This is a genomic window from Photobacterium sp. GB-50 (genome assembly GCF_003026755.1).
Lineage (GTDB): Bacteria > Pseudomonadota > Gammaproteobacteria > Enterobacterales > Vibrionaceae > Photobacterium.
Window position 1 is genome coordinate 35,515 of the sequence record NZ_PYNX01000013.1, and the last position, 21,535, is coordinate 57,049.

Genomic DNA, 21,535 nt, shown 5'->3' on the forward strand with positions numbered 1-21,535 from the left:
CTATGTTGGCACACAATCAAACCGTTCCTTTTTGGCCAGAGGAAAAAACCGCTAAATACCCATCAATTTTGCCTTTACTTTATAAAGTGGAGAAAAATTATCTTGATAAAAATTGGCCTGATAATGGTGAGTCTCAAGAAGCGGTTATTAAACAAATAAGATCGGCTCAAAAAGGATGGGTCACCTCATTTAAAAGGAATGATTCCATATTTGTTACCTTGCTTGTAGGTAAGTACAAAGTAACCATGAGTGTTGCCAAAAGTGATGATAATCCTCGCTTGTGGTTAGGTCGTATTTATTATGCAAACAACCAAGATCGCCAACGTATGCTTGAAAAGGGCGTACTTTTAGAGTTTGGTGGTGTACGGCTTTTATCTGGCCGAGAGTTCGGTGTTGGCTTAGAAAAGACTGACTATAGGTACAGCTCAGGAGAATACGCTTCAGAGCTTTTGGATATTATTAAGTCACCTTGGAATGTTGAAGGAGAAGAGCGAGAGCAGAATGATATAACACAAGAGTCGTTGTCTTTTGAAGAGCAAGAAATGGTTGAAGTACTTCGCTGTTTTATTGACTCGGAGTACGAACTTGAAAGGATAGCCGCCCAGCAATGTATGCCTTTTCAAGCGACGTCTATCACTGCGCGAAGTGAAAGGACGACTTACCGACTTCATTATGAATTGAAATTTGATGAGTTTGACTATTCTCGCCTTGTTGAGACACAGCCAACATTGTTGGAAATGCTCAATGAGATGCGTGAACCGACAGATATCTTAATGGAGATAGCAGATCTTAACCCTGTTGAGAATGAACCTATTATCCATGTCAGTATTGAAAAACAAGCATTAGATTCGCAAATACCAGAGCAAGCGTTATTGAATGTTGCGGCATTACCAACCTTGAAGAAGGTGCGTAATGCAGTGGTTGATTCGCTGGAGTCAGAAACATCTAAAAACCCTTGGCTACTATCTTTGGCTGCAGGCATGTATGACCACTCCCCATTAACGCCAGTAAAAGTCCCTGTTCCTCCAAGCAAGTTCCCACCAACGCCTTCTCAAGTTAAAGCGATTGATAGTGGAGCGGGTAGTGATGACTATACCCTTGTTCTAGGGCCTCCTGGGACGGGAAAAACCACAGTTATTCTTCAATGGGTGAAGTACTTTGCTGCACAAGGTAAACGGGTACTTGTTACGTCGCAAAATAATAAAGCCGTTGATAACGTTTTAGAGCGCCTTGCTGAAGAGGATGATTTTGAATGTCTTCGTATCGGTAATGAGAATAAGATCAGCTCATGCCTTGAAGATATTACATTAGACAACAAAGCAGCGAAGTTACAGGAGCGGATGTTCAGTTCAGCAGATGAAACGCTGAAAGTGCTTGAGCAGCAATTGGCGCATATAAAGGGGTTACTCGTTAGTAAAGATGAGATCATTGAACAACTAGACGCTGCAGAACTGGCTCAAAGTGATCATACTCACCATACCAACACGTTATTAGAACTTAAAGATAACTTGGTTGAAGTTGAGCGAGATATTGTTTTAAAAAATAATACCTTAGAGCAACTAAGTAAACAAATCATTGAGACTCAACAAAAAGAATGGCCAATATTTAAATCTGTGTCGCGTTGGCTCAATAACAAAAAAATAAGTTTAATTAATTATCGGATCAATAAAGTTAATCTCAAGACGAGTGAGTTAAAAGGTCAGCGTTTTCAGCTTGGCAATACTATTGAGGAAACTGAATCGAAAATTACTCAAGCTCACAGCCTTATGGACAGTATTCATTGTCAGATTGAAGGCTATTTCGAACAAGTCACCTCACTGGTTGATGATATTAATATTCCAGGAAGCAGTGGAAAAAAAGTGACTAAATTCGAGATGGAAAGTCTTGATGAGCTACTAGTAAAGGTTTCCAGTATTCATACCAACCTTACCGAATGGTTCAATAAATTAAAAACGGAACGTCAGCAAGCCTTATATAAGATTTTAATGGAAAATGTAAATGTGGTTGGGGCTACCTGTATTGGTATCAATACGAAGGCGTTGTTTAGGGAACTCGATTTTGATGTTGTTATTGTCGATGAATCAGGACAAATCCAACTTCATAATTTAATCGTTCCGTTATCACGTGCTAATAAGGCAATTCTTGTTGGTGATCACAAACAACTTCCACCTGTTGTGAGTGATGAAGTTCTAGAAGAAGTCGAAGCTAAAGATTTTGGTGATTATAAAGATCTCTATCGTCTTAGCTGGTTTGAACACCTTTGGAATGGCGCCCCTGAAGACCGCAAAATTATGTTAGACACGCAATTCCGATGTCCATCTATGATCAGTGATTTTGTTTCTGAAGCATTCTATGAAGGTAAGTATTTTGCGGGTGTAGGGATGGATAAGAAGCAACCATTACTTTCTTATTGTCCTCAGCCAATGATCTGGATTGATACTACTTGGCTTCAAGATAAGGCTGAAAAAGCAACGTCTGAAGATGGACGCGCTGTTGTACAAGACAATGTCTGTGAAACTGAGCTTGTTATCGCGCTGCTTAAGTCTTCAATAAAAGAGATGCCTGAGCTTGCTGAAAATCGCGAGATTGGGATTATTGTTCCTTACGCTAATCACGTAAAGGCGATTCAAAAAGCAATAAGAAGAGAGCAGAAACGAGGGCAATTGTCTGAGTTAACCATGCCTCTAAATGAGTTAGTTGCATCAGTAGATAGCTTCCAAGGGCAAGAGCGCGATCTGATTATTTTCACTTTTACGCGTTCAAATCGACAGGGCAAAGTGGGCTTTTTATCAGACTGGAGACGTCTGAATGTGGCGCAAACACGTGCTAAGAAACAATTGGTAATGATTGGTGATTCCCAGACGCTGACCAAAGGTGCTGACAGACAGAATGCCCATGATGTTGAGTTTAAAAAAGCAATGGTATTGCTAAAAAGTCAGTGTCATAAGAAAGGCGCATTGCTGCAAGCTTCGCGCTTCCTTCCTGATGCAAAAACGGTTCAAAGACCAAAAAATAATACCGCATCAAATAACCGTAAAAACTCAAATACTCGATCTGCTAAGAAAACGTTGGTGAGTGAAAATGGCTAAAAAAAAGAAAACAACTAACCCTTATTTCAATATGTCAAAAAGCTACGCTGAGGTTTTGAATTCTCAAATAAAGCCAGATGAAACGCTGTTTTACGTTCGTGATAATTTATTACCAATACTCAACGTGAAAATTTTAGTCAAAGAGCGTAGCCGAGAGGAGCTCAGTGATATTGACTTAATGATCTTCAAGTTAATAGAACAAGGTATTAGCTCTATTAATTCAATTGTGGTCTTAACCGGTCTTGCTGAGAAGTTGGTGACAAAACATATCAGTGAAATGGCTGGCCGTTCATTTGTCGAAATGGATGAAGGTAAATTACTGCTGACGGATCTTGGTGAAGAAACCCTTGAACATGGTGTGCCTGTCAGAATTGTTCAGCGTGCTTTTCGTTATTGTGCGGTATCAGAACAATTGTTGCCGCGAGAGGCATACCAACTACCTTATACAGAGCTGGATAGCTTACGAAGTAAGGAATTCACAGGAAAAATAATATCAAGCCATATTTTAGAAGAGTCACAGCTAGTTAACTTGAAAGGGATGGATCTCTCGCTAATTGAATCTAAACGAGACCTTGGTATTACAGATGAAGCACTCGCATTTGGTGATATCGTGGGTTATTCCTCAGGATACCTGCAAACAAGGTTATTTTTAGTGGGTCGGAATAAGCCAGAGAGAGCGATGGTCGCTTTTGGTAAGACGTGTATCGAATATGATTTAAAGGAAATCTTAGCGACGATTACAGCATTAAAAGATCCTAACATTGTACGAAAACTGGGTGAGTTCAATCAGGAACAAGAGAAAAAACAAAAACTATTATTTGGTGAAGGTGAGATTGCGCTTGATGAATTTGGCTTGCCTATTATCAACATTACTAAAGCGAATGTTGAGTGGTTGTCTAAAGACGTAGAGTCAAGACAACAAGGTATTCTAATGTGTGGAACTGATGATTTAGCCGCTAAACCATTAGGTTTAAAAGCATGGGGCAAGTTTTCAAGTTTATCTGGGCTGACAATTCGCTATTTTCTTAGAGAAAAAAATTTGCAAGATGACGCTGCTAAGTTGCGTAAATATGTGGAGATGTGTGACGCATATATGTTAACGCCAAGGGATGAAAGAGAGTATCCAACGATTGCGAAATATGTAGAGAAGACACTACCGAGTAAGGAAATTGAACAGTTACGAGAACTTGCAGAGCGATATTCGATTACACGGGTTAGTAAATCCTTACCCAAACAGGAAGTAGTGGTAGATTAATGACGGAATATAAATGGCAAGGGTGGGGTTTTTTCCCCCTCTTTATCTCTAAGCAAGCATTCGCAAAAATTGTCAGCGATGAAAAGTGGCAACATTGGACAGAAGATCTGACGGTTGATGAAATTAAGGATAAAAGAAGGTTTTATTCGCGTTCTTGTGCTGATTTATTAAGGCCAATTGAGTCTGGAAGGTACGTGATAAGTCAGGACAGTGATACTAAGCCACTATTTTCGTTGTCACTACCCAGTAAAAATGAAGATGATGAAAAAGTTATTAATATTACTCAGCTACAGTTACTTGCTTTAGGTGAGGTGAGCTTGCTGTATATTCATTTTGACTCACCATTAACATTTACTGAATCTGATATTTCTAATCTAAATAAAACCGTTTTTCAGTGGGAGCCAAGAACTGAAAAACATAAAGTAAGCCAATGGCTTAGTGCTGAAGATAAGATCCAAGGCTTAAAACAGCATATTAGTGAGTTGCTAGATATTCCCCTAGAGCAAGACAGTCATTATGAAGAAGATACATTCGGACATGAACTGGTTAATTGTACTTGGATTAAGCAAATAAATGGATTTGAAGACGATAAGTCTATTTGCGTTAGTGAGTTGAGTGCAGGCATTAATTGTAATGATCCAAGGTATAAACTTTCTAAAACAGAGAAGCAGAGATTGGTCGATTCACAATTCGATTATTGGGCAGATTGGCGCTGTCAATTTAATCTAAATCGTTTAGTTTTTGTGGACCAAACGCCTGAAGAATCGTCCTTGAAGTGGAATCTATCTAATAATCACTATTACCTCGATTTATTTGCCGCTGTTATTTATCAAAGAACGATATTAAATCGCTTTAAAGATGAAATGATGCTTTGTAGTAATAAGCAGCGTGGCGAGTTATATGAGCGTATTTCTAATTTCAGAAGGCAATACAAAATAACTCATATTTCGACATATCCCTTTGCTGAAAGGCTTTACCAGTACTTTTGCGAGCAAGCTGATTTGTCGTCGATTGAAGATAAAACGTTTATTGAATTAGAGCACAATCATGCGCTTTGGAAACAGGAGAGAGAAGAATCTACAAATACGGTTCTTTTACTGGTTTCCCTTGTGGCTGCACTGTTAGTGCCAGCGAGTTCGATTGCAACAATTATGGCTCTTAGCGACGATCAGATGACGTCTGTTTATTGGATTCTGTCGGGTTTTATTACTCTTGTCACAATCGTTGTTATGGTTTGGCCGCCATTTAAGCGTTACCTAAAAGATAGAAAGTTAGAGAAGCTGTAAAGAGTTATTTCTAATTTTAAAAACAATCAATTATTAAGGAGTGAGGTATGTTTTGGATTTTATTTTTTATCATTTTATTTTTAGTTTTAGGTTATTTTTCTAATGCTGGAAAAAGGAATAATATTAAGTTACAACAAGCGCAAATAGATAAATTACGAAAGTGTCCGACATGTGCAGAAAGAGTTCAGTTAGAGGCAAAAAAGTGTCGGTTCTGTAATGAAAAGCTAGACCCAATTACGAATGAGGAACTCATTGAAATCGAAAAAGATTATAGATTTCGAGTGGCGTCCTTAGATTATGATACAGCGAATTTCAAAGTCGATAACGACCGTAAAGAGAAAAATAAATTAGATTGGGACAATAACTCAAAGTAGTTTATGTTGAGAAAGTCATGAGATTTATTGATTTATAGTACGGCTACGTGAGTCTGACTTAATTGCAAAATAAAAGGTGCTCAGTAATTCGTGATTTTTGGTCACATTGATTGTTTTTTGATTTTTAAATCGAAGATAGTGAAAAAGGGTAATGAAGATAAATTCACATTAATTCTTATTGATAAAGTAGGAATTTAAGATTTGTTTGATAGAGATACAAAAAAGCCAAGCATAACGCTTGGCTTTTTTGTGAAATTTGGTGGATCCGGGCGAACTCGAATCGCCGACCCCCGCCATGTCAAGGCGATACTCTAACCAACTGAGCTACGGATCCAAATATGTTATCTATATGGCATCTTAAAACAACGAATGAATGAAAATTGGTGGAACCGGGCGAACTCGAATCGCCGACCCCCGCCATGTCAAGGCGGTACTCTAACCAACTGAGCTACGGTTCCAATTTTCTATAGCGTTTACTTAAATAAGTATGCACATATAAATGGTGCGTCTGAGTGGACTCGAACCACCGACCCCTACCATGTCAAGGTAGTACTCTAACCAGCTGAGCTACAGACGCAAATTGTATATTTATGATTTCTGGTTTTAATCATAAATTGGTACGAACGAGTGGACTCGAACCACCGACCTCTACCATGTCAAGGTAGCGCTCTAACCAGCTGAGCTACGCTCGTAATATGTTCTACTGAACGACAAGCATATTAGCGAGTCACTTGTAACGAGGCAAGTATTAAAGTTGGATTTTTTAGTAAATTCAGTGCGTTTGCTTGCACAATAGCCAGTTTTAATAAAATTATGGTGATGAAATAGTCGAAGTCATATTTTTAAGTAGGGCATTGCCAATTAAATGTAATGTGTAGCGCAACAGAATGTGCGCTACTCAAGTAGATAGGTTAGTTTAAAAGTTCGTGATCGGGCGGAAGTAAGCGGCTGATCCATAAAACCAGCTTATGTTTCATATGAACGCCGTCCTCTTGATCCACGGCAAGAGGAGTGATTTGTTTACAATCAACCAGTAAGCGATAAATACACTCAACACGGTCGGTAGAGCCAACACTGCGGTCTAAATCGCCAAAACCTTGTTTTTTCGCGAATGCAAAGCCTATTTCTAATGCTTTTTTGAGAAGTTTTGCTTCATTCTTGGTTTTCTTCATGCGTATCTCCTATATCCCTTAGCGAAAATATATACAAATTTATTGTCTTCGCGACTGTAGAAGCTGAGTTTAAATTTTAGTTTAAAGCTCAAATTTTTGAAGCAAAGTTATTCTATCAAATTAGAATAAAGTTATTGTCCAACTTTGAATTTACATTGTTTAAACAGACGTTGCCAGAATTTAACGTGCGCTAATGTGGCTTCATGAAATTGCTGATACAGATCGCCATCAACATAGAATGCTATATAGGTTTGCATCGGTGAGGAGAGGTGAATATTCGGTTGAATCAATTGTTGAAGTATCTGCTGTAAAACGGGCTGTATTTGTCGATATTGTGAATCAAGTGTTGATAAATAAGGCTGGATAGTTGGAACATAAAACTTATAGAAAACATTACGAAGATATTGTGCTTTTTGCTGATTCATATTTTTGCCACACAAAATTGCATCTTGTGACTGAGTAAGTTGTTCTGTAATTGTGTTCAGCAATGTTGTGGTGCGCTGCATTGAATAGAAAAGATCACCAATATATCGGCTATTATAAATTTGTTGTTGGTGCTCAAAAAGAGCCTGATATTTATCCTTGTTAGAATAAGGTGCAGTGATGTTATTTGAGCGTTTGATGCTATTTGAAAGTAAATTATTGATATAGCTAAATGCGCTTAGGCTAGCGTTAAATTGAGTGGTTTGATTACTTTCAAGTAGATGATGGCCTAGCGTTAACTGTTTACGCCATTCTTCTCCAGTAAAAAGCGTGTTCCAAAAAACCAATGGGAGCTGCTGTTTCTTTTGCTGATAAATAGGTGCTAGCTCGGTTAATAAATCAGAGTCTTTAGGCAGTGTTTCTAAACAATACTGTAGCCCATCTAATAGTAAAAGTTCATAGCGGAGACCGCGGGTTTTATCTTGAACTTTACCCAAAATCGAATTTCGCTCTGCAATCAATTGGAATAAGCCACATTGCCGTAATTCATAGGCATCAAGTAGACCAATTCTAATATCCGCTAAAGGCTGAATAAGCTCTCGTTTCGCGGGTAAAAGTTGTAAGGGCGTTTCAGGAAAGGTGGTTTTGTCTATATCGAGTACATTAGCCAGACGCTGATGATAGGTATCAAAGGCGTCTTCATTGTCATTTTGCTTACAGCCTATCAGCATTATTGAAATGAAAAGAATCAGAGACAGTCTATGTGGGAAAATAGAGATAGATACAGGCATAGGCGTCTCTTAAAGCATTAAGTGAATATTCATCATACTGATTATTATCAATATTAGATCAAAAAAGGCGATCTGATGATCGCCTTTTTGTGTTATCGGTATGACATTTCAAGTTGCTTTTCAGCATCAAGTTTATGCACATGGTGTATTCGCCAACCAAGCATAATGGCTGCCGCAGTTAAGCCGAGAATAAAACCAATCCAAAAACCTTGCGGGCCCATTGCTGGTACAATCCAGTTTGTTAGGCCTAAGACGTAACCTGATGGTAGTCCTATTAGCCAGTAAGCGATGAATGTACAAAAGAAAATGGCACGCATATCTTTATAACCACGTAACGCACCTGCAGCAACAACCTGAACGGCATCACTGCATTGATAGATCGCTGCAAGTAGTAATAATTGCCCAGCAAGCACGATGACTTGTGGATTATGAGTATAGAGCTCGGCAATGTCTTCGCGGAAAATAACCGTCATCATAGCGGTACAAATAGCTAAAGCCGTACCGACAATTAAACCGCAATGGCTTGCAATACGTGCACCATCAATATCTTGTTGTCCCATTTTGTGGCCAACACGAATGCTCACCGCTGCACCAATACTCATTGGCAGCATATACACCAGTGATGAGAAGTTCATCGCTATCTGATGCGACGCCACTTTATTTGGGCCTAATGGTGAAATCAGTAAGGCAATAACAGCAAACAGTGAAACTTCAAAGAATAGCGAAGCTGCAACGGGAAAGCCTAGTTTAAATAAACGTGAAAGCGCTTTTAATTGAGGGCGATAAAATGTGCTAAATACCCCAACACTCTTTAACCGTTTATTAATTAATACATAGGCAAGTAACGCAAAAAACATGAACCAATAGACGATAGCTGTTGCCACACCACAGCCGATCCCGCCTAATTCAGGCGCTCCAAACTTTCCGTAAACGAAAACCCAGTTTAGTGGGATATTGGCCAGTAAGCCTAAAAAGCCGATCACCATGCCTGGAATGGTAAAAGATAAACCTTCAGAAAAACTCTTTAGGGTCTGGAAGAACAAAAAAGCAGGTACAGCAAAAAGTACGGCATATAAGTAACCGACCGTTTTTTCTGCTAATACAGGCTCTACATTCATGTAATGTATTAAAGAACCCGCGTTATACAATATCAACATGGTTGGGATGGATATTAAGATCGCAAGGTAGAAGCCATGTTGAACTTCAAACGGAATACGTTCTTTTTTACCTGAGCCGCTAAGTTGTGCCACCACGGGCACAAGTGCCATAAGTAAACCAACACCAAATAAGATAGAAGGTAACCAAATACTTGCAGCAACAGCAACGGCTGCCATGTCAGTCGCACTGACACTACCCGCCATCACTGTGTCAACAAAGCCCATCGATGTTTGTGCAACAGAGGCAATGAGCACAGGCACGGCAAGCTTTATAAGCTGCGCGGTTTCTTTTTTATAGTTATGCACTATTTTTGGCTCCAAAAAGAGGAATATAAAGGGGAGGAGTCAAGTATTAAAATGCTTCTATGGCATTCTATTTTGTACTGCCAATGATTTTTCAGGATTATATAAACAAAAGGCGTATAACCAAAACAGAATATTGGCAATTTACATAATTATTGCTTTGGGGTGGGAATAACAGCAGCTTAGTAGATAGTGTTTACTCATTAAGCTGCTGTTTTATCGAGAAAGTTAAACCGTAAACATCATATGGCTGTAAAAGCCAATCGCGATAAAAGTACTTGCTGCACTAAAGACACATAGCATTGGTGTTTTAATATTCGGATAACGTTCAATAAGTAAAAGTAAGCCAAAAAAGGTTGGATACAACCCAAACGCATAACGAGGCATCGCATTTAAATTTGATGACAGCGGTAATATCAAACAAATGAACATAAATATGGCTTCAGCGTAGTATTTACGCGCGACCAAATAGATATTTAGTATAAACGCGAGTATCGCCATGATGGCTAAGTAAAGCTTAGGGCCGCCTGTTTCAAAACCATAGAGGAGCCAGTGAAACGGATTGGTTAATTGACGTCCCCATGCAATTTGGATGTGCCCAAAAGCCAGCGCATCACCTACATGAAAGTAGAGATAAGCCATATAGGTGAAAAAGCCGAAAGGGATCACCCATATGGCTGAAATTGCTTTCAGTGCCGGGGTTTTTAAGCGAACAAAGCTATTTATACCGTAGTGTTGAATCGCAATAATGAGTACAGGAAAAACCAAGAACACGCCAAGGTTACGGGTAATAGCGGCTAATAGACCTAAAATTGCGACCCATCCCCATTGTTGGCGATAACTAAACAGGAATACACCAGTCACGAAAACAATGAAGAGCGGTTCGGTATAGCCTGCAGTTGAATACACAGTATAAGGTGAAAAGCACAATAACCAGATAGCAGCAGACTGCGTTGCTTTGCTGAAATTAAGCTGCTTTAACGCCATTAAAATAATCGGCAGGCTGAATAAAAACGCTAAGTTTGAGGCTATGACTAAACCTAAGCGGGCATTGTTAATTGGGTTTTCAAAAAAGAAAAATTTTGAAAAGATCCAACCAATAAAGGGCTGTAGAGGCATAAATGCCCAGTTAGCCGCATTCTTTTGACTTAGCCATTGTGGCACTAAATCATAGCCATTTTCGATGATCCGATAAAACCAGACACAGTCAAAGCGACAAATGGTTTGCAATAAAGGCTGTTCAGCATAATGTCCAGAAGCAAACTCGGCTACTCCCCATAAACCTAAACAGTAGATAACGGTGCGACTCACAATAACGGCAAATATAATGGTCAGCCATTCTTGTTGACTAATTTTGATTGAAGGTAAGCTTAATGTAGTCATTTAAACACCCAAAATTTAGCCAAGATGAAGGTAATTACAGGTACGCAAAGGGTTGATATTGTGACCGCCAGCCAACCTGAGAACATTGCAGATTTCAACAATGAAGCAAGGATTAAATTGTTAATAAAAAAGCCCATCAATGATACGGCCAAAAATTTTAAAAATGATCCTTTCTGTCCAAACGTAAAGTGGCGATGTCCAAAGTAAGACACTAAAAAAGCAATACTAAAACCGATCACGTTGGCACTGTATTCTGATGGATCTTGGATTTGGAAAAAATATAGTCTAACAACAGACAAGTGTACGGCTGTTGCAAGTAAGCCAATAATTGCAAATCGATTTAATTGCCAAAAGTGCTTTAAAAATGACTCATTCATTGATGGTTTCTAACTCTTTTTCTGTCTCTGTAACAAGAGGTTGTGTGTTTTTTTCACTATATTTCCCATAGACACCTTCAACAAGGTAAATAGGGCGCTGCTTTAGTTCGGTATAAATGCGGCTGATATAGCCACCAATTACGCCTAATGAAATTAATTGAATCCCCCCAAGGAACAGAACAACGGAAATGGTTGATGCGTACCCTGGTGTATGAATACCAAAGAAAACAGTACTGACTAATACATACATTAAAAAGGTAAAAGATAAACACGAGATACCAAAACCAACAAACCCCCATACACGTAGAGGCCAAGCAGTAAAACTTGTAATACCATCCATTGCGAAGTTCCATAACTTCCAATAGTTGAATTTAGTATCACCAACATTTCGCTCAGGACGCTGAAAATCGACGCCGATTGAGCGGAATGAAGACCAAGCCAATAAACCTTTCATAAAGCGGTTACGTTCAGGTAATTGTTTTACTGCTTCAATAACACATCGGTCAATGAGACGAAAATCACCGACATTTTCGGGTAAGATTGTTTCTGCAGATAAAAAGTTGAAGAAACGATAGAAACCGCCTGCAGTCACACGCTTTAACAAAGTATCTTGTGAACGGTCAACACGAACACCATAAACTGTATCGTATTCCCCTGTTTGCCATAATTGGACAAATTCAAGGATCAGTTCTGGTGGGTCTTGTAAATCAACATCTAAAATCACAGCAGCATCACCTTTTACGTAATTAAGGCCTGCGGTCATGGCTGCTTCCTTGCCAAAATTACGAGCGAAGTTAATTAAGCTAATTGAATCATCTTTGGCTATTTGAGCTTCAATTACAGACTGTGTTTTATCTTTACTACCATCATTAATGAAAACAATATCAATATGTGAGCGGATGGAGGAAAGCTTATTATTGATTTCGTTAATAAATGGCTCAATAGCGACTTCTTCGTTATATACAGGAACGATAAGTGACAGGGTATAGTCTGTATTTTTAAGGTTATTATTCATATTATTTACCTTAGTTATTGATCATTAAAAGGTGACGCGATTGTTGGTTTTGTTGCTTGATGACTATCGTTTTTAGATAAAAAGGCAAAGTCCACCAACTTAAATGCCAACGGTGTTAATGCCTTTATCTGCAATGTTTGTAATGTATCGCCAGACTTAAATGCAGATGCTGGGATAATGGCATCAAACACATTAGATTGTTTTGTTGGTGCAAAAACGCCATGCCATTGGTTTACTGAAAAGTGCAATGGTGAGGATAGTGAAGATGCTAATGTGATACTGACTTTAACCTTTTGCTTTACCTTATGCGGAAGCGTGAAATAAAACCCGCCAGTACTTGTTAGTAATCGAGCACCATTATCAGCGTCTTCATTCCATCCTGCGCGTGATAAATAGGGAACTTTTGTTGAAAGTTCTAGCGCTGATGGAATCTTTAGAGCAAGGTTAGGCTCTTTAGGCTGCCAAAAGAGAGTCTGAGTTTTAATGTAATACGCCTTATACGCAATACTTACGTTCGGGGTTACTGCTTTATATAAAACCCAAAGATAATAACACGATAAGATCGTAATTAACGTTATTAGCGTAATACGTAATGTTGTACAAGAATGGTTTTTTTTAGTGTTTATTGGCATGGCATCATTAGCGACATCAATAGTCATAATATACCTATATTATTTTGTATTCGTTATCTTATTGCTGTAAGAATACACTTTATAACTTTATTCCCAGAAGGGATATGGATTTCATTGCCAAGTTGTTTTTTTGACAATTAATTGTCATTGGTAAATAACATAGAAAAGGTTAATCAATGCTGTATAAGAAAAGTAAAAGTAAGACATTGAATACTCATTTTTAAATATTGGCTTATTTGATAGTTTTTCTATAAAAAAGAGCTATAAAATCAAGATATTGATTAACAGCCTAAGTTAATTATTAACTCAGTTAGGAGCGTTATGTTTACGGGAATTGTACAGGGAACAGCAGAAATTATTTCGATTAGTAAGAAACAAGATTTTCAAACTCACGTAATACGTATGCCTGCTAATTTATTAAGTAATGTAGAGCTAGGGGCTTCGGTTGCTCACAACGGCTGTTGTCTGACAGTGGCGGAGATTAATGATGATTTGTGGTCATTTGATTTGATGCAAGAGACACTAAATATCACTAATCTTGGTTTAGTAAAAGAAGGTGATGTCGTCAATGTTGAGCGTGCAGCAAAGTTTGGCGATGAAATCGGTGGGCACTCTATGTCTGGACATATTATGTGTACAGCAGAAGTATCTAATGTTGTTACATCAGAAAATAATCACCAGATCTGGTTTACTTTACCGCAAGCACAGATGAAGTATGTATTCACTAAAGGCTATATAGGGATTGATGGTATAAGCCTCACCATAGGTGATGTGGTCGAAAATCGTTTCAATGTGAATTTAATCCCTGAAACATTACAGCGTACAAATTTAAAAAGTCGTGTTATTGGTGATGTGATTAATATTGAAATAGATCCTCAAACCCAAGCGATAGTTGATACTGTTGAGCGTGTAATGGCAGCAAAATCATAAACGAGAGATTAACTAGACCGCTTAGCGTAACTGGTCTAGTTAATTGATCATGGAATTAGTATTAAAAAATTTGCTCGTCATCAGCATCGATAAATAAATTAATGGTTTTGTGGAGATCATCAACCTGCATATTGATATGAATTGGATTACAGCATGCAGAGCAATCATCATAAAACTCTTGGCTACCAGCGCTTGCATCTAATTCAATGCGTATGATTTGTCCACAATGGGGACAGGTAACGCTTTGTTCTGAATAGTTTTTCATTATTGCACTCCTTCACTCGCAGTCAGTTATCAGCAGCAAATTTAATTTAGGTTATGTTGATAATATTCGCTATAACTAAAAATACTATTGATAGCCTAGACGCTGGCAAAAGCGTTTGCAGGTAAACTTATTTTACTGTGGTGATAATAGCTATCAATGAAAACTAATGTACGACGAAAGATATGCAAAAGCTTATACATACCTTACGTCGACACATACATAGAATTTAATTACTCATCTAATAGATTAAGCTTGGCTATAATGTATTCGGCTTGGCCCATATATTCGCCACCAAAGAGTATGCAGTGATTAAGAATATGATAAAGGTTATAAAGCTCTTTACGCTCTTGATACTCGGGGGGAAGAGGATAGACTGAATTGTAACCCTTATAAAAGCTGTTTGGGAAACCACCGAACAGTTCTGTCATAGCAATATCACATTCGCGATCCCCCCAGTATGTGGCGGGATCAAAAATAATTGGGCCAGATACAGTTAGAGCAGTATTGCCATGCCATAAATCGCCATGTAATAAAGAAGGTTTCGGCTGGTGGTTAACTAAGTGTTTAATGACATTGCTAGTAATAATGTCAATATTACCAAATATAATGCCTCTTTCTTCACATAGTTGTAATTGCCATGCGATACGTTGCTCTGCAAAAAAACGACACCACCGGCGATGCCAACGGTTAGGTTGTGGCGTTAAACCAACATAATTATCAAAATCAAAACCGTATTCAGCTTGCTCACCCCATAAATGCAGTTTTGCTAATTGCTGACCTAATTGATAACCAGCATTATCATCGACTTTTTTTGTTGGTAAATAATTCAGTGTGAGGAAGGATTTATCGCGGCATGTACCAACATGGATATACTGAGGTACTTGAACACAATTGGCTTCATTAAGAATACGTAAACTTTCTGATTCAGTTTCAAAGACAACGAGCTGTTCTTTATCATTGAGTTTGAGAAAAAAACGTTGTTCACCATCGCTAACGCAATAGCATTCATTGACATCGCCCCCTTCAAGCGTTTGTCGCTCAATAATCTTAAATGGTCGACCTAGTACATCTGACAGTTGGTGAGAAATGGCTTGCCACATAATCATCCTCCGCACTGAAACTTATGTATACAACTTGTCTATCAACATCTTAGACTATATATCGAGTGAAGAAATGTGAACTCAGTGTGATTTTAGTTACTGTTTTTAAAAACTTAGAATTCAGACGATAGAAAGAACAACAAAAACAAAGTATTAAAATAAACCACCGCATAAAATATATGTTCTTCTTTTTTAAATAAAAAATAATCACATCGTAAAAATATGCGTAAATCTTAGATGGCGATTCAATAAAAAGTAATTAGACACTAATTGATAAAGATACTTACAAAACAAAATGTATTCACGTTGAGAATGCAGGTAATCTACAGCACATTACTTTTAGGAAAGGATATAAAATATGAACCAGAAAATCATACCAACAGACATGACATTTTTTGAACGTTTTGAAGCCGATATACTTTCAGGAAAAAAGACAATCACTATTCGTGATGAGTCTGAAAGTCATTATGTTCCAGGTTCACAAGTAAAAGTCTCCACATTTGAAGATGGCCGTGAATTTTGTACCTTACAAATCGATAGGGTAGAGCCTATCTTGTTTTCTGAACTAAATGATTTTCATGCTAAACAAGAAAATATGACACTCGATGTGCTTAAAAGCGTTATTCAAGATATCTATCCTGGGATAGAAAAACTGTACGTTGTTAGTTACACCCTCGTTGACTAAATTATTGTTATTAATTTAAGAGGATTCTTTGCAATCCTTTTAATCCGTTTGCTATAGTACAGGCTCGCTTTTCTTTTAGTGTGCCGCTCAGTATTGCGGTATCGAAAGTAAGGCGTTTTTTATTCGTAAAAGCTTCTGAAAGCTTTATAAATTCAACATGTGCTACTTGGTGTGTGGCACCACTGTTAAAGGACATTATTCATGCCTGTAATTACTCTTCCTGACGGTAGTCAACGTCAATTCGACGCGCCTGTATCAACTATGGACGTGGCACTTTCAATCGGTCCTGGTCTTGCTAAAGCAACGATCGCAGGGCGTGTTGATGGTGTACGCGTAGATGCATGTGATCTAATTGAAAACGACGCAAGCCTTGAAATCATCACTGCAAAAGATGAAGTCGATGGTTTAGAGATTGTACGTCACTCATGTGCTCACCTATTAGGCCATGCAATTAAGCAGCTTTACCCAGATGCAAAAATGGCTATTGGTCCTACAATCGATAACGGTTTCTACTACGATATCGACTTAGAGCAATCACTAACTCAAGAAGATCTTGAAGTGATTGAGAAGCGCATGGTTGAGCTTGCTAAAACCAAATACCAGGTTGTTAAGAAAAAAGTAAGCTGGCAAGAAGCACGTGATGCATTTGATGCTCGCGGCGAAACTTACAAAATTGAAATTCTTGATGAGAACGTAGCGCGTGATGACCGTCCAGGTCTTTACCACCACGAAGAATACATTGATATGTGTCGTGGTCCACACGTACCTCACATGGGCTTCTGTCAAAACTTCAAACTATTAAGCGTTGCGGGTGCATACTGGCGTGGTAATAGCGACAATAAGATGCTTCAACGTATCTACGGTACTGCATTCCACGATAAAAAAGCATTAAAAGCACACCTTACTCGTTTAGAAGAAGCGGCTAAGCGTGATCACCGTAAAATCGGCAAGCAACTTGATCTGTTCCATATGCAGCAAGAAGCACCGGGTATGGTGTTCTGGCATCACAACGGTTGGACTATCTTCCGTGAGCTAGAAGTATTCATTCGTGAAAAACTAAATGAATACGATTACCAAGAAGTTAAAGGTCCTCTAATGATGGATCGTGTGCTTTGGGAACGTTCTGGTCACTGGGATAAGTACGCAGATGCGATGTTCACAACAAGTTCTGAGAACCGTGAATACGCTATCAAGCCAATGAACTGCCCAGGTCACGTACAGATCTTTAATCAAGGTCTGAAATCATACCGTGATCTTCCATTGCGTATGGCTGAGTTTGGCTCATGTCACCGTAACGAACCATCAGGTTCACTTCACGGCATTATGCGTGTACGTGGTTTCACCCAAGATGATGCGCATATTTTCTGTACAGAAGCTCAAGTACAACAAGAAGTTACATCTTGCATCGAAATGGTGTATGATACGTACAAGACATTCGGCTTCGACAACATTGTTGTTAAATTATCAACACGTCCTGAAAAACGTGTAGGTTCTGATGCAATGTGGGATAAAGCTGAATCAGACTTAATTACCGCGCTTGAATCAATGGAAATTCCATTTGAAATTCAAGAAGGTGAGGGTGCGTTCTACGGTCCTAAGATCGAGTTCACTCTTCACGATTGCCTTGATCGCGCATGGCAGTGTGGCACCGTTCAGCTAGATTTTGCATTACCAGAGCGTTTAGGCGCTACTTATGTAGGTGAAGATAATGAACGTCACACACCGGTTATGATTCACCGTGCAATTCTTGGCTCACTAGAGCGTTTCATCGGTATTCTTATCGAAGATTATGCAGGCTTCTTCCCAACATGGTTAGCGCCTCAACAAGCTGTAGTGATGAATATTACTGATGCTCAGTCAGAATATGTGCAAGAAATTGTAGAAAAATTGAAAAAATGTGGAATTAGAGTCAATGCGGACTTGAGAAATGAGAAGATTGGCTTTAAAATCCGCGAACATACTTTGAAGCGAGTGCCTTTCATGCTGGTTTGTGGCGACAAAGAAGTCGAAGCAGGCGTTGTAGCAGTTCGTACTCGCAAGGGTAAAGATTTGGGTAAATTCAAGATTGATGAACTTGTTGCATTTATGCAAGAAGAAATTAGCAGTCGTAAGCTCAATATTGTGGAGGAATAAGGTATTAAAGGCGGAAAAAGAACCCAAGCACCAGTTAAGCAAAACGCGCATCGTCTAAATGAAGAAATTCGTGGCGTACGTGAAGTTCGCCTGACTGGCCTTGATGGCGAATCAGTTGGTGTTGTTTCACTTGATGAAGCAATGGAAGTTGCTCTAGACGCTGGTGTGGATCTAGTTGAAATTAGCCCTAATGCCGAGCCACCAGTTTGTCGTGTGATGGACTATGGCAAGTACCTGTTCGAGAAGAGCAAGGCTGCTAAAGAGCAAAAGAAAAACCAGAAACAAATCCAGATCAAGGAAGTTAAATTCCGACCTGGTACAGACGAAGGCGACTATCAGGTAAAACTACGCAACCTGACTCGCTTTTTAGAAGAGGGCAACAAGGGTAAAGTAACGCTACGTTTCCGTGGTCGTGAAATGGCCCACCAAGGCATTGGTATTGAACTTCTAAATCGTATTAAGAGTGAGCTTGAAGAAATCGCGGTTTGTGAAAGCTTCCCTAATCGAGTAGAAGGTCGTCAAATGACCATGATGCTTGCCCCAAAGAAGAAGTAATAAAGGCATTCAAGTAGCTAAAAGCGCTGCTTAAGCAGCGCTTTTTGTTCGCCCTATTACTGTGATTATTAACTATCAACAATGCGGAGTTATCATCTCATGCCAAAGATGAAAACAAATCGTGGCGCAGCTAAGCGCTTCAAAAAAACAGCTGGTGGCTTTAAGTTTAAGCACGCTACTAAGCGTCACATCCTGACTAAACGTACTACTAAGAACAAACGTCAGCTTCGTCCAAATGCAATCCTTCCTAAGTGTGAAGTGGCTGCAGTTGCTCGTATGCTTCCGTTCGCTTAATCGTTTTTAGTTTTATATTTTATTATTTTAGTTAGGAGTCTCCTATGCCTCGCGTAAAACGTGGTGTACAAGCGCGTGCACGTCACAAGAAAGTTCTTAAACAAGCTAAAGGCTATTACGGTGCACGTTCACGTGTTTACCGCGTAGCTTTCCAAGCTGTTACTAAAGCTGGTCAATACGCTTACCGTGACCGTCGTCAGAAGAAACGTACTTTCCGTCAACTTTGGATTGCACGTATCAACGCTGCTGCACGTCAAAATGGTATGTCTTACAGCCGTCTAATCAACGGTCTGAAGAAAGCATCTATCGAAATCGATCGTAAGATCCTTGCAGATATCGCTGTATTCGACAAAGCTACTTTCACTGTTCTTGTGGAAAAGGCAAAAGCTGCACTGTAATTTCTCAGTTTAGTTTTTAAGTTAAAAGGAGAGCCTTGGCTCTCCTTTTTTCGTTGTATATCATACTTATTTCTTCTAAATATTCACTTCTCTATTGATTTATAGATGGCTTGCAAGTAATAGCTCTAACTGTAAACTCAATTGTTCTATTTGCATTCTATGCTCCATATCTAAGTAAGCTTCATTAGATATTGCTTTTTTAAAAAGAATTAAAAGACGTTTAGTCTTCTCCTTATATTTTTGTCGTTTGATGAGATCTTTGTTTAATTGTTGTTGCTGTTTACTTAATGCAAATAAAGCATGGTGAATAGGCTTTGTGCATTTAGGTTTTAATTGAGGGTTATCTTTTAATATTCTTGGTCTAGAAGGGTGAGGCTCTGGTAGTGGATTGTTAATAAGCATTAAGAAATGTTGATCAGCATCGGTAAGTTGCTGCTTGAGGCATTTTTCATCCTCAAGCAACTGACTCTTCTTTACTTCCAATGTTGTTATGACTTGTTTTAATTGCGAATATTGAAAGTAGAGGTATTTGAAGGAAATATTCGTCATGGCTGATAGCTATGTTATTCATCGAGCTCATTAAGTAATTTAGCTGTTTTCGCTTCTTCTATTCGATTGATTAAACGATTTGATTCAGATTCATCACGAATAGCTTTACTTAAAGTGATCGTTGCACTGACAAGAAATAAGCTACAAATACTGTAATAGCCTTTCACGATTAAATCGCCCGGTAATTTGACGATACTAATGATCATTGCGATGGTCGCAATGACAAAAGTAGCCTTAGCATACGTTAACCAATAGTTATCTTGTTTTTTCATGTTATATCCTAATTAAATAAAACAGTGTTCGATTATGATATGTGATATTGCTAAATAATTCAACAGTGTATTTTATTTTTATCAGATATAAAAAAACCAGCACTTTAGAAAGAGGTGCTGGTTTAAAAATTAAAGAAAATAAAACTTATGCTTTAATCATACGACGCTGCTTGTTTGCGCGAGCACGAGTTTTAAATAGAAACGCAAGGAATGGAACTAAAAGAGCGTTAAGACCAATGAAGAATACAAGGTTAACAATGTTAAATCCTGCAGCTGAGTTAATAGGCATTGAATGCGCTAGGCCGTAGTTACCAAGAGCAAGTAATGCGGTGCAAAGGATCATTGCAATTGTTGAGATTTTTAATAGTGCAGCTAGATCTTTATTGTTCATCAGAGACTTCCTAACTTTGATTTTGATCATAATTTACACTGAAAAATGTAATTTTAAAACAGGTTTGATAATTAATTTCACTATTTATCGTCAGAAGTATAAAAAAAGCGACGATAATGATTGCGTATCTATATTGATATTTTGTTATCAATTTTGGTTTTTATTTAACAAATAAAAGGGTCTCAATGTTGCTGAATATAGTTTTTGGTCTGTGTTTTAGTGTGTTTAAAACTCATTAATAAAGAGATGAGAAATCCCACAAATAAACCATTAAAAGCAAAGTAATACAGCACATGTATATAGTCGATATAAAACTGAGTTATTAACGGTTCTTTAACCATAATAGGCATGCTAGAGAACATACCCATATTGGCCATGATTATGAGGGCAATACAAAGCAGTAATGTGACTCTTAAGATTTTTAATAGTGCTGTGAAATCTTTAATGTCCACTGTTATTCCCTCAAAAAAGACGTAATAAAATTACACTCAGTAGAGAAAGTTTGATACGTAAAAAATGATAAATAGGAATGCTCATACAATGTAATGATTTTCTTATTGTTAGGCGCTAATTGATTGAAATCCTCAATTTTTGCCGTTCAACTGATAAAGACGTTTTTTTTTCGTCCAAACTTGCGCTTTTAGTACGATTCAATTTGGATTTAGACGCTGCTTTCTTTAGTATGTATCAATACGCGATTTTATAT

At 38.3% G+C, this 21,535-nt stretch carries 22 protein-coding genes and 4 tRNA genes; 10 read left to right on the forward strand and 16 right to left on the reverse strand.

Annotated elements, in window-relative coordinates; all coding sequences use genetic code 11:
• Positions 1 to 2 precede the first annotated feature (2 nt).
• Genes C9J41_RS15265 through C9J41_RS15280 form a run of 4 tightly spaced genes read left to right on the forward strand, consistent with a single transcriptional unit; the run spans position 3 to position 6,004 of the window.
• Positions 3 to 3,089: an AAA domain-containing protein gene (locus C9J41_RS15265; RefSeq protein ID WP_158259683.1), complete on the forward strand. Its 3,087-nt coding sequence runs from the start codon at positions 3 to 5 to the stop codon at positions 3,087 to 3,089.
• Positions 3,082 to 4,344: a hypothetical protein gene (locus C9J41_RS15270; protein ID WP_107294749.1), complete on the forward strand. Its 1,263-nt coding sequence runs from the start codon at positions 3,082 to 3,084 to the stop codon at positions 4,342 to 4,344. The genes C9J41_RS15265 and C9J41_RS15270 overlap by 8 nt, the downstream gene beginning before the upstream one ends.
• Positions 4,344 to 5,630, forward strand: coding sequence for a hypothetical protein (locus C9J41_RS15275; RefSeq protein WP_107294750.1), 1,287 nt, complete (start codon positions 4,344 to 4,346; stop codon positions 5,628 to 5,630). The genes C9J41_RS15270 and C9J41_RS15275 overlap by 1 nt, the downstream gene beginning before the upstream one ends.
• Before the next feature lie 47 nt (positions 5,631 to 5,677).
• Positions 5,678 to 6,004 (forward strand): hypothetical protein, encoded by a 327-nt coding sequence (locus C9J41_RS15280; protein WP_107290363.1) that lies wholly within the window; start codon positions 5,678 to 5,680, stop codon positions 6,002 to 6,004.
• Positions 6,005 to 6,261: 257 nt separating this feature from the next.
• Here C9J41_RS15280 and C9J41_RS15285 read toward each other — a convergent pair.
• The 11 genes from C9J41_RS15285 to C9J41_RS15335 form a co-directional block, all read right to left on the reverse strand.
• A tRNA-Val gene (locus tag C9J41_RS15285) sits at positions 6,262 to 6,338 on the reverse strand.
• Positions 6,339 to 6,385: 47 nt separating this feature from the next.
• Positions 6,386 to 6,462: transfer RNA gene (locus C9J41_RS15290), tRNA-Val, on the reverse strand.
• 42 nt (positions 6,463 to 6,504) lie between these two features.
• Positions 6,505 to 6,581, reverse strand: a tRNA-Val gene (locus C9J41_RS15295).
• 38 nt (positions 6,582 to 6,619) lie between these two features.
• Positions 6,620 to 6,696, reverse strand: a tRNA-Val gene (locus C9J41_RS15300).
• Positions 6,697 to 6,915: 219 nt separating this feature from the next.
• Entirely contained in the window at positions 6,916 to 7,176 is a 261-nt protein-coding gene (locus tag C9J41_RS15305; protein WP_005367367.1) for a DUF5062 family protein, read from the reverse strand.
• Positions 7,177 to 7,307: 131 nt separating this feature from the next.
• Entirely contained in the window at positions 7,308 to 8,390 is a 1,083-nt protein-coding gene (locus tag C9J41_RS15310; RefSeq protein ID WP_233220416.1) for a DUF3080 domain-containing protein, read from the reverse strand.
• Between the two features lie 92 nt (positions 8,391 to 8,482).
• Entirely contained in the window at positions 8,483 to 9,853 is a 1,371-nt protein-coding gene (locus C9J41_RS15315; protein WP_107205844.1) for an MATE family efflux transporter, read from the reverse strand.
• Between the two features lie 225 nt (positions 9,854 to 10,078).
• Positions 10,079 to 11,233, reverse strand: a complete 1,155-nt coding sequence (locus C9J41_RS15320; protein WP_107294751.1) for a hypothetical protein — start codon at positions 11,231 to 11,233, stop codon at positions 10,079 to 10,081.
• The gene (locus tag C9J41_RS15325; protein ID WP_005367375.1) at positions 11,230 to 11,610 is read right to left on the reverse strand and encodes a GtrA family protein; all 381 of its coding nucleotides are present in this window, start codon (positions 11,608 to 11,610) and stop codon (positions 11,230 to 11,232) included. The genes C9J41_RS15320 and C9J41_RS15325 overlap by 4 nt, the downstream gene beginning before the upstream one ends.
• Complete coding sequence (locus tag C9J41_RS15330; RefSeq protein WP_107205846.1) at positions 11,603 to 12,625, reverse strand: glycosyltransferase family 2 protein; 1,023 nt, start codon at positions 12,623 to 12,625, stop codon at positions 11,603 to 11,605. The genes C9J41_RS15325 and C9J41_RS15330 overlap by 8 nt, the downstream gene beginning before the upstream one ends.
• Positions 12,626 to 12,639: 14 nt before the next feature.
• A complete protein-coding gene (locus tag C9J41_RS15335) occupies positions 12,640 to 13,284 on the reverse strand; it encodes a riboflavin synthase subunit alpha (RefSeq protein WP_107294752.1) in 645 nt (214 codons plus the stop codon).
• Positions 13,285 to 13,578: 294 nt separating this feature from the next.
• On the opposite strand from C9J41_RS15335, the gene C9J41_RS15340 reads away from it, so the two are divergent.
• Complete coding sequence (locus C9J41_RS15340) at positions 13,579 to 14,187, forward strand: riboflavin synthase subunit alpha (RefSeq protein ID WP_107205847.1); 609 nt, start codon at positions 13,579 to 13,581, stop codon at positions 14,185 to 14,187.
• Positions 14,188 to 14,248: 61 nt separating this feature from the next.
• On the opposite strand, the gene C9J41_RS15345 is transcribed toward C9J41_RS15340, so the two are convergent.
• Positions 14,249 to 14,452 (reverse strand): CPXCG motif-containing cysteine-rich protein, encoded by a 204-nt coding sequence (locus tag C9J41_RS15345; RefSeq protein WP_107245335.1) that lies wholly within the window; start codon positions 14,450 to 14,452, stop codon positions 14,249 to 14,251.
• A gap of 230 nt (positions 14,453 to 14,682) precedes the next feature.
• Positions 14,683 to 15,552 (reverse strand): fructosamine kinase family protein, encoded by an 870-nt coding sequence (locus C9J41_RS15350; RefSeq protein WP_107294753.1) that lies wholly within the window; start codon positions 15,550 to 15,552, stop codon positions 14,683 to 14,685.
• Positions 15,553 to 15,910: 358 nt separating this feature from the next.
• Here C9J41_RS15350 and yqfB point away from each other — a divergent pair, with 358 nt between their 5' ends.
• The 5 genes from yqfB (at position 15,911) to rplT (ending at position 19,617) form a co-directional block, all read left to right on the forward strand.
• Positions 15,911 to 16,237: a N(4)-acetylcytidine aminohydrolase gene (yqfB, locus tag C9J41_RS15355; RefSeq protein ID WP_107205850.1), complete on the forward strand. Its 327-nt coding sequence runs from the start codon at positions 15,911 to 15,913 to the stop codon at positions 16,235 to 16,237.
• A 201-nt stretch (positions 16,238 to 16,438) separates the two neighbouring features.
• Entirely contained in the window at positions 16,439 to 18,370 is a 1,932-nt protein-coding gene (thrS, locus tag C9J41_RS15365) for a threonine--tRNA ligase (RefSeq protein ID WP_005367384.1), read from the forward strand.
• Positions 18,371 to 18,373: 3 nt separating this feature from the next.
• Positions 18,374 to 18,925, forward strand: a complete 552-nt coding sequence (gene infC / locus C9J41_RS15370; RefSeq protein ID WP_107205852.1) for a translation initiation factor IF-3 — start codon at positions 18,374 to 18,376, stop codon at positions 18,923 to 18,925.
• Between the two features lie 99 nt (positions 18,926 to 19,024).
• A complete protein-coding gene (gene rpmI, locus C9J41_RS15375) occupies positions 19,025 to 19,219 on the forward strand; it encodes a 50S ribosomal protein L35 (protein WP_005367387.1) in 195 nt (64 codons plus the stop codon).
• 44 nt (positions 19,220 to 19,263) lie between these two features.
• On the forward strand, positions 19,264 to 19,617 hold the full coding sequence (gene rplT, locus C9J41_RS15380) for a 50S ribosomal protein L20 (RefSeq protein ID WP_005367388.1): 354 nt from the start codon (positions 19,264 to 19,266) through the stop codon (positions 19,615 to 19,617).
• Positions 19,618 to 19,716: 99 nt separating this feature from the next.
• Here rplT and C9J41_RS15385 read toward each other — a convergent pair whose 3' ends face one another.
• The 3 genes from C9J41_RS15385 to C9J41_RS15395 all read right to left on the reverse strand — a co-directional run bounded on the left by C9J41_RS15385 (position 19,717) and on the right by C9J41_RS15395 (position 20,829).
• Entirely contained in the window at positions 19,717 to 20,079 is a 363-nt protein-coding gene (locus C9J41_RS15385) for a hypothetical protein (protein ID WP_146144298.1), read from the reverse strand.
• A 101-nt stretch (positions 20,080 to 20,180) separates the two neighbouring features.
• The gene (locus C9J41_RS15390) at positions 20,181 to 20,438 is read right to left on the reverse strand and encodes a YiaA/YiaB family inner membrane protein (protein ID WP_107205854.1); all 258 of its coding nucleotides are present in this window, start codon (positions 20,436 to 20,438) and stop codon (positions 20,181 to 20,183) included.
• A gap of 145 nt (positions 20,439 to 20,583) precedes the next feature.
• Entirely contained in the window at positions 20,584 to 20,829 is a 246-nt protein-coding gene (locus C9J41_RS15395; RefSeq protein ID WP_107205855.1) for a phenylalanyl-tRNA synthetase subunit alpha, read from the reverse strand.
• Positions 20,830 to 21,535 lie beyond the last annotated feature (706 nt).

Coding starts and splice junctions, on each gene's coding strand:
- C9J41_RS15265 (WP_158259683.1), top strand. CDS start 3: ATGTTGGCACACAATCAAACCGTTCCTTTTTGGCCAGAGGAAAAAACC.
- C9J41_RS15270 (WP_107294749.1), top strand. CDS start 3,082: ATGGCTAAAAAAAAGAAAACAACTAACCCTTATTTCAATATGTCAAAA.
- C9J41_RS15275 (WP_107294750.1), top strand. CDS start 4,344: ATGACGGAATATAAATGGCAAGGGTGGGGTTTTTTCCCCCTCTTTATC.
- C9J41_RS15280 (WP_107290363.1), top strand. CDS start 5,678: ATGTTTTGGATTTTATTTTTTATCATTTTATTTTTAGTTTTAGGTTAT.
- C9J41_RS15305 (WP_005367367.1), bottom strand. CDS start 7,176: ATGAAGAAAACCAAGAATGAAGCAAAACTTCTCAAAAAAGCATTAGAA.
- C9J41_RS15310 (WP_233220416.1), bottom strand. CDS start 8,390: ATGCCTGTATCTATCTCTATTTTCCCACATAGACTGTCTCTGATTCTT.
- C9J41_RS15320 (WP_107294751.1), bottom strand. CDS start 11,233: ATGACTACATTAAGCTTACCTTCAATCAAAATTAGTCAACAAGAATGG.
- C9J41_RS15325 (WP_005367375.1), bottom strand. CDS start 11,610: ATGAATGAGTCATTTTTAAAGCACTTTTGGCAATTAAATCGATTTGCA.
- C9J41_RS15330 (WP_107205846.1), bottom strand. CDS start 12,625: ATGAATAATAACCTTAAAAATACAGACTATACCCTGTCACTTATCGTT.
- C9J41_RS15335 (WP_107294752.1), bottom strand. CDS start 13,284: ATGACTATTGATGTCGCTAATGATGCCATGCCAATAAACACTAAAAAA.
- C9J41_RS15340 (WP_107205847.1), top strand. CDS start 13,579: ATGTTTACGGGAATTGTACAGGGAACAGCAGAAATTATTTCGATTAGT.
- C9J41_RS15345 (WP_107245335.1), bottom strand. CDS start 14,452: ATGAAAAACTATTCAGAACAAAGCGTTACCTGTCCCCATTGTGGACAA.
- C9J41_RS15350 (WP_107294753.1), bottom strand. CDS start 15,552: ATGTGGCAAGCCATTTCTCACCAACTGTCAGATGTACTAGGTCGACCA.
- yqfB (WP_107205850.1), top strand. CDS start 15,911: ATGAACCAGAAAATCATACCAACAGACATGACATTTTTTGAACGTTTT.
- thrS (WP_005367384.1), top strand. CDS start 16,439: ATGCCTGTAATTACTCTTCCTGACGGTAGTCAACGTCAATTCGACGCG.
- rpmI (WP_005367387.1), top strand. CDS start 19,025: ATGCCAAAGATGAAAACAAATCGTGGCGCAGCTAAGCGCTTCAAAAAA.
- rplT (WP_005367388.1), top strand. CDS start 19,264: ATGCCTCGCGTAAAACGTGGTGTACAAGCGCGTGCACGTCACAAGAAA.
- C9J41_RS15390 (WP_107205854.1), bottom strand. CDS start 20,438: ATGAAAAAACAAGATAACTATTGGTTAACGTATGCTAAGGCTACTTTT.
- C9J41_RS15395 (WP_107205855.1), bottom strand. CDS start 20,829: ATGAACAATAAAGATCTAGCTGCACTATTAAAAATCTCAACAATTGCA.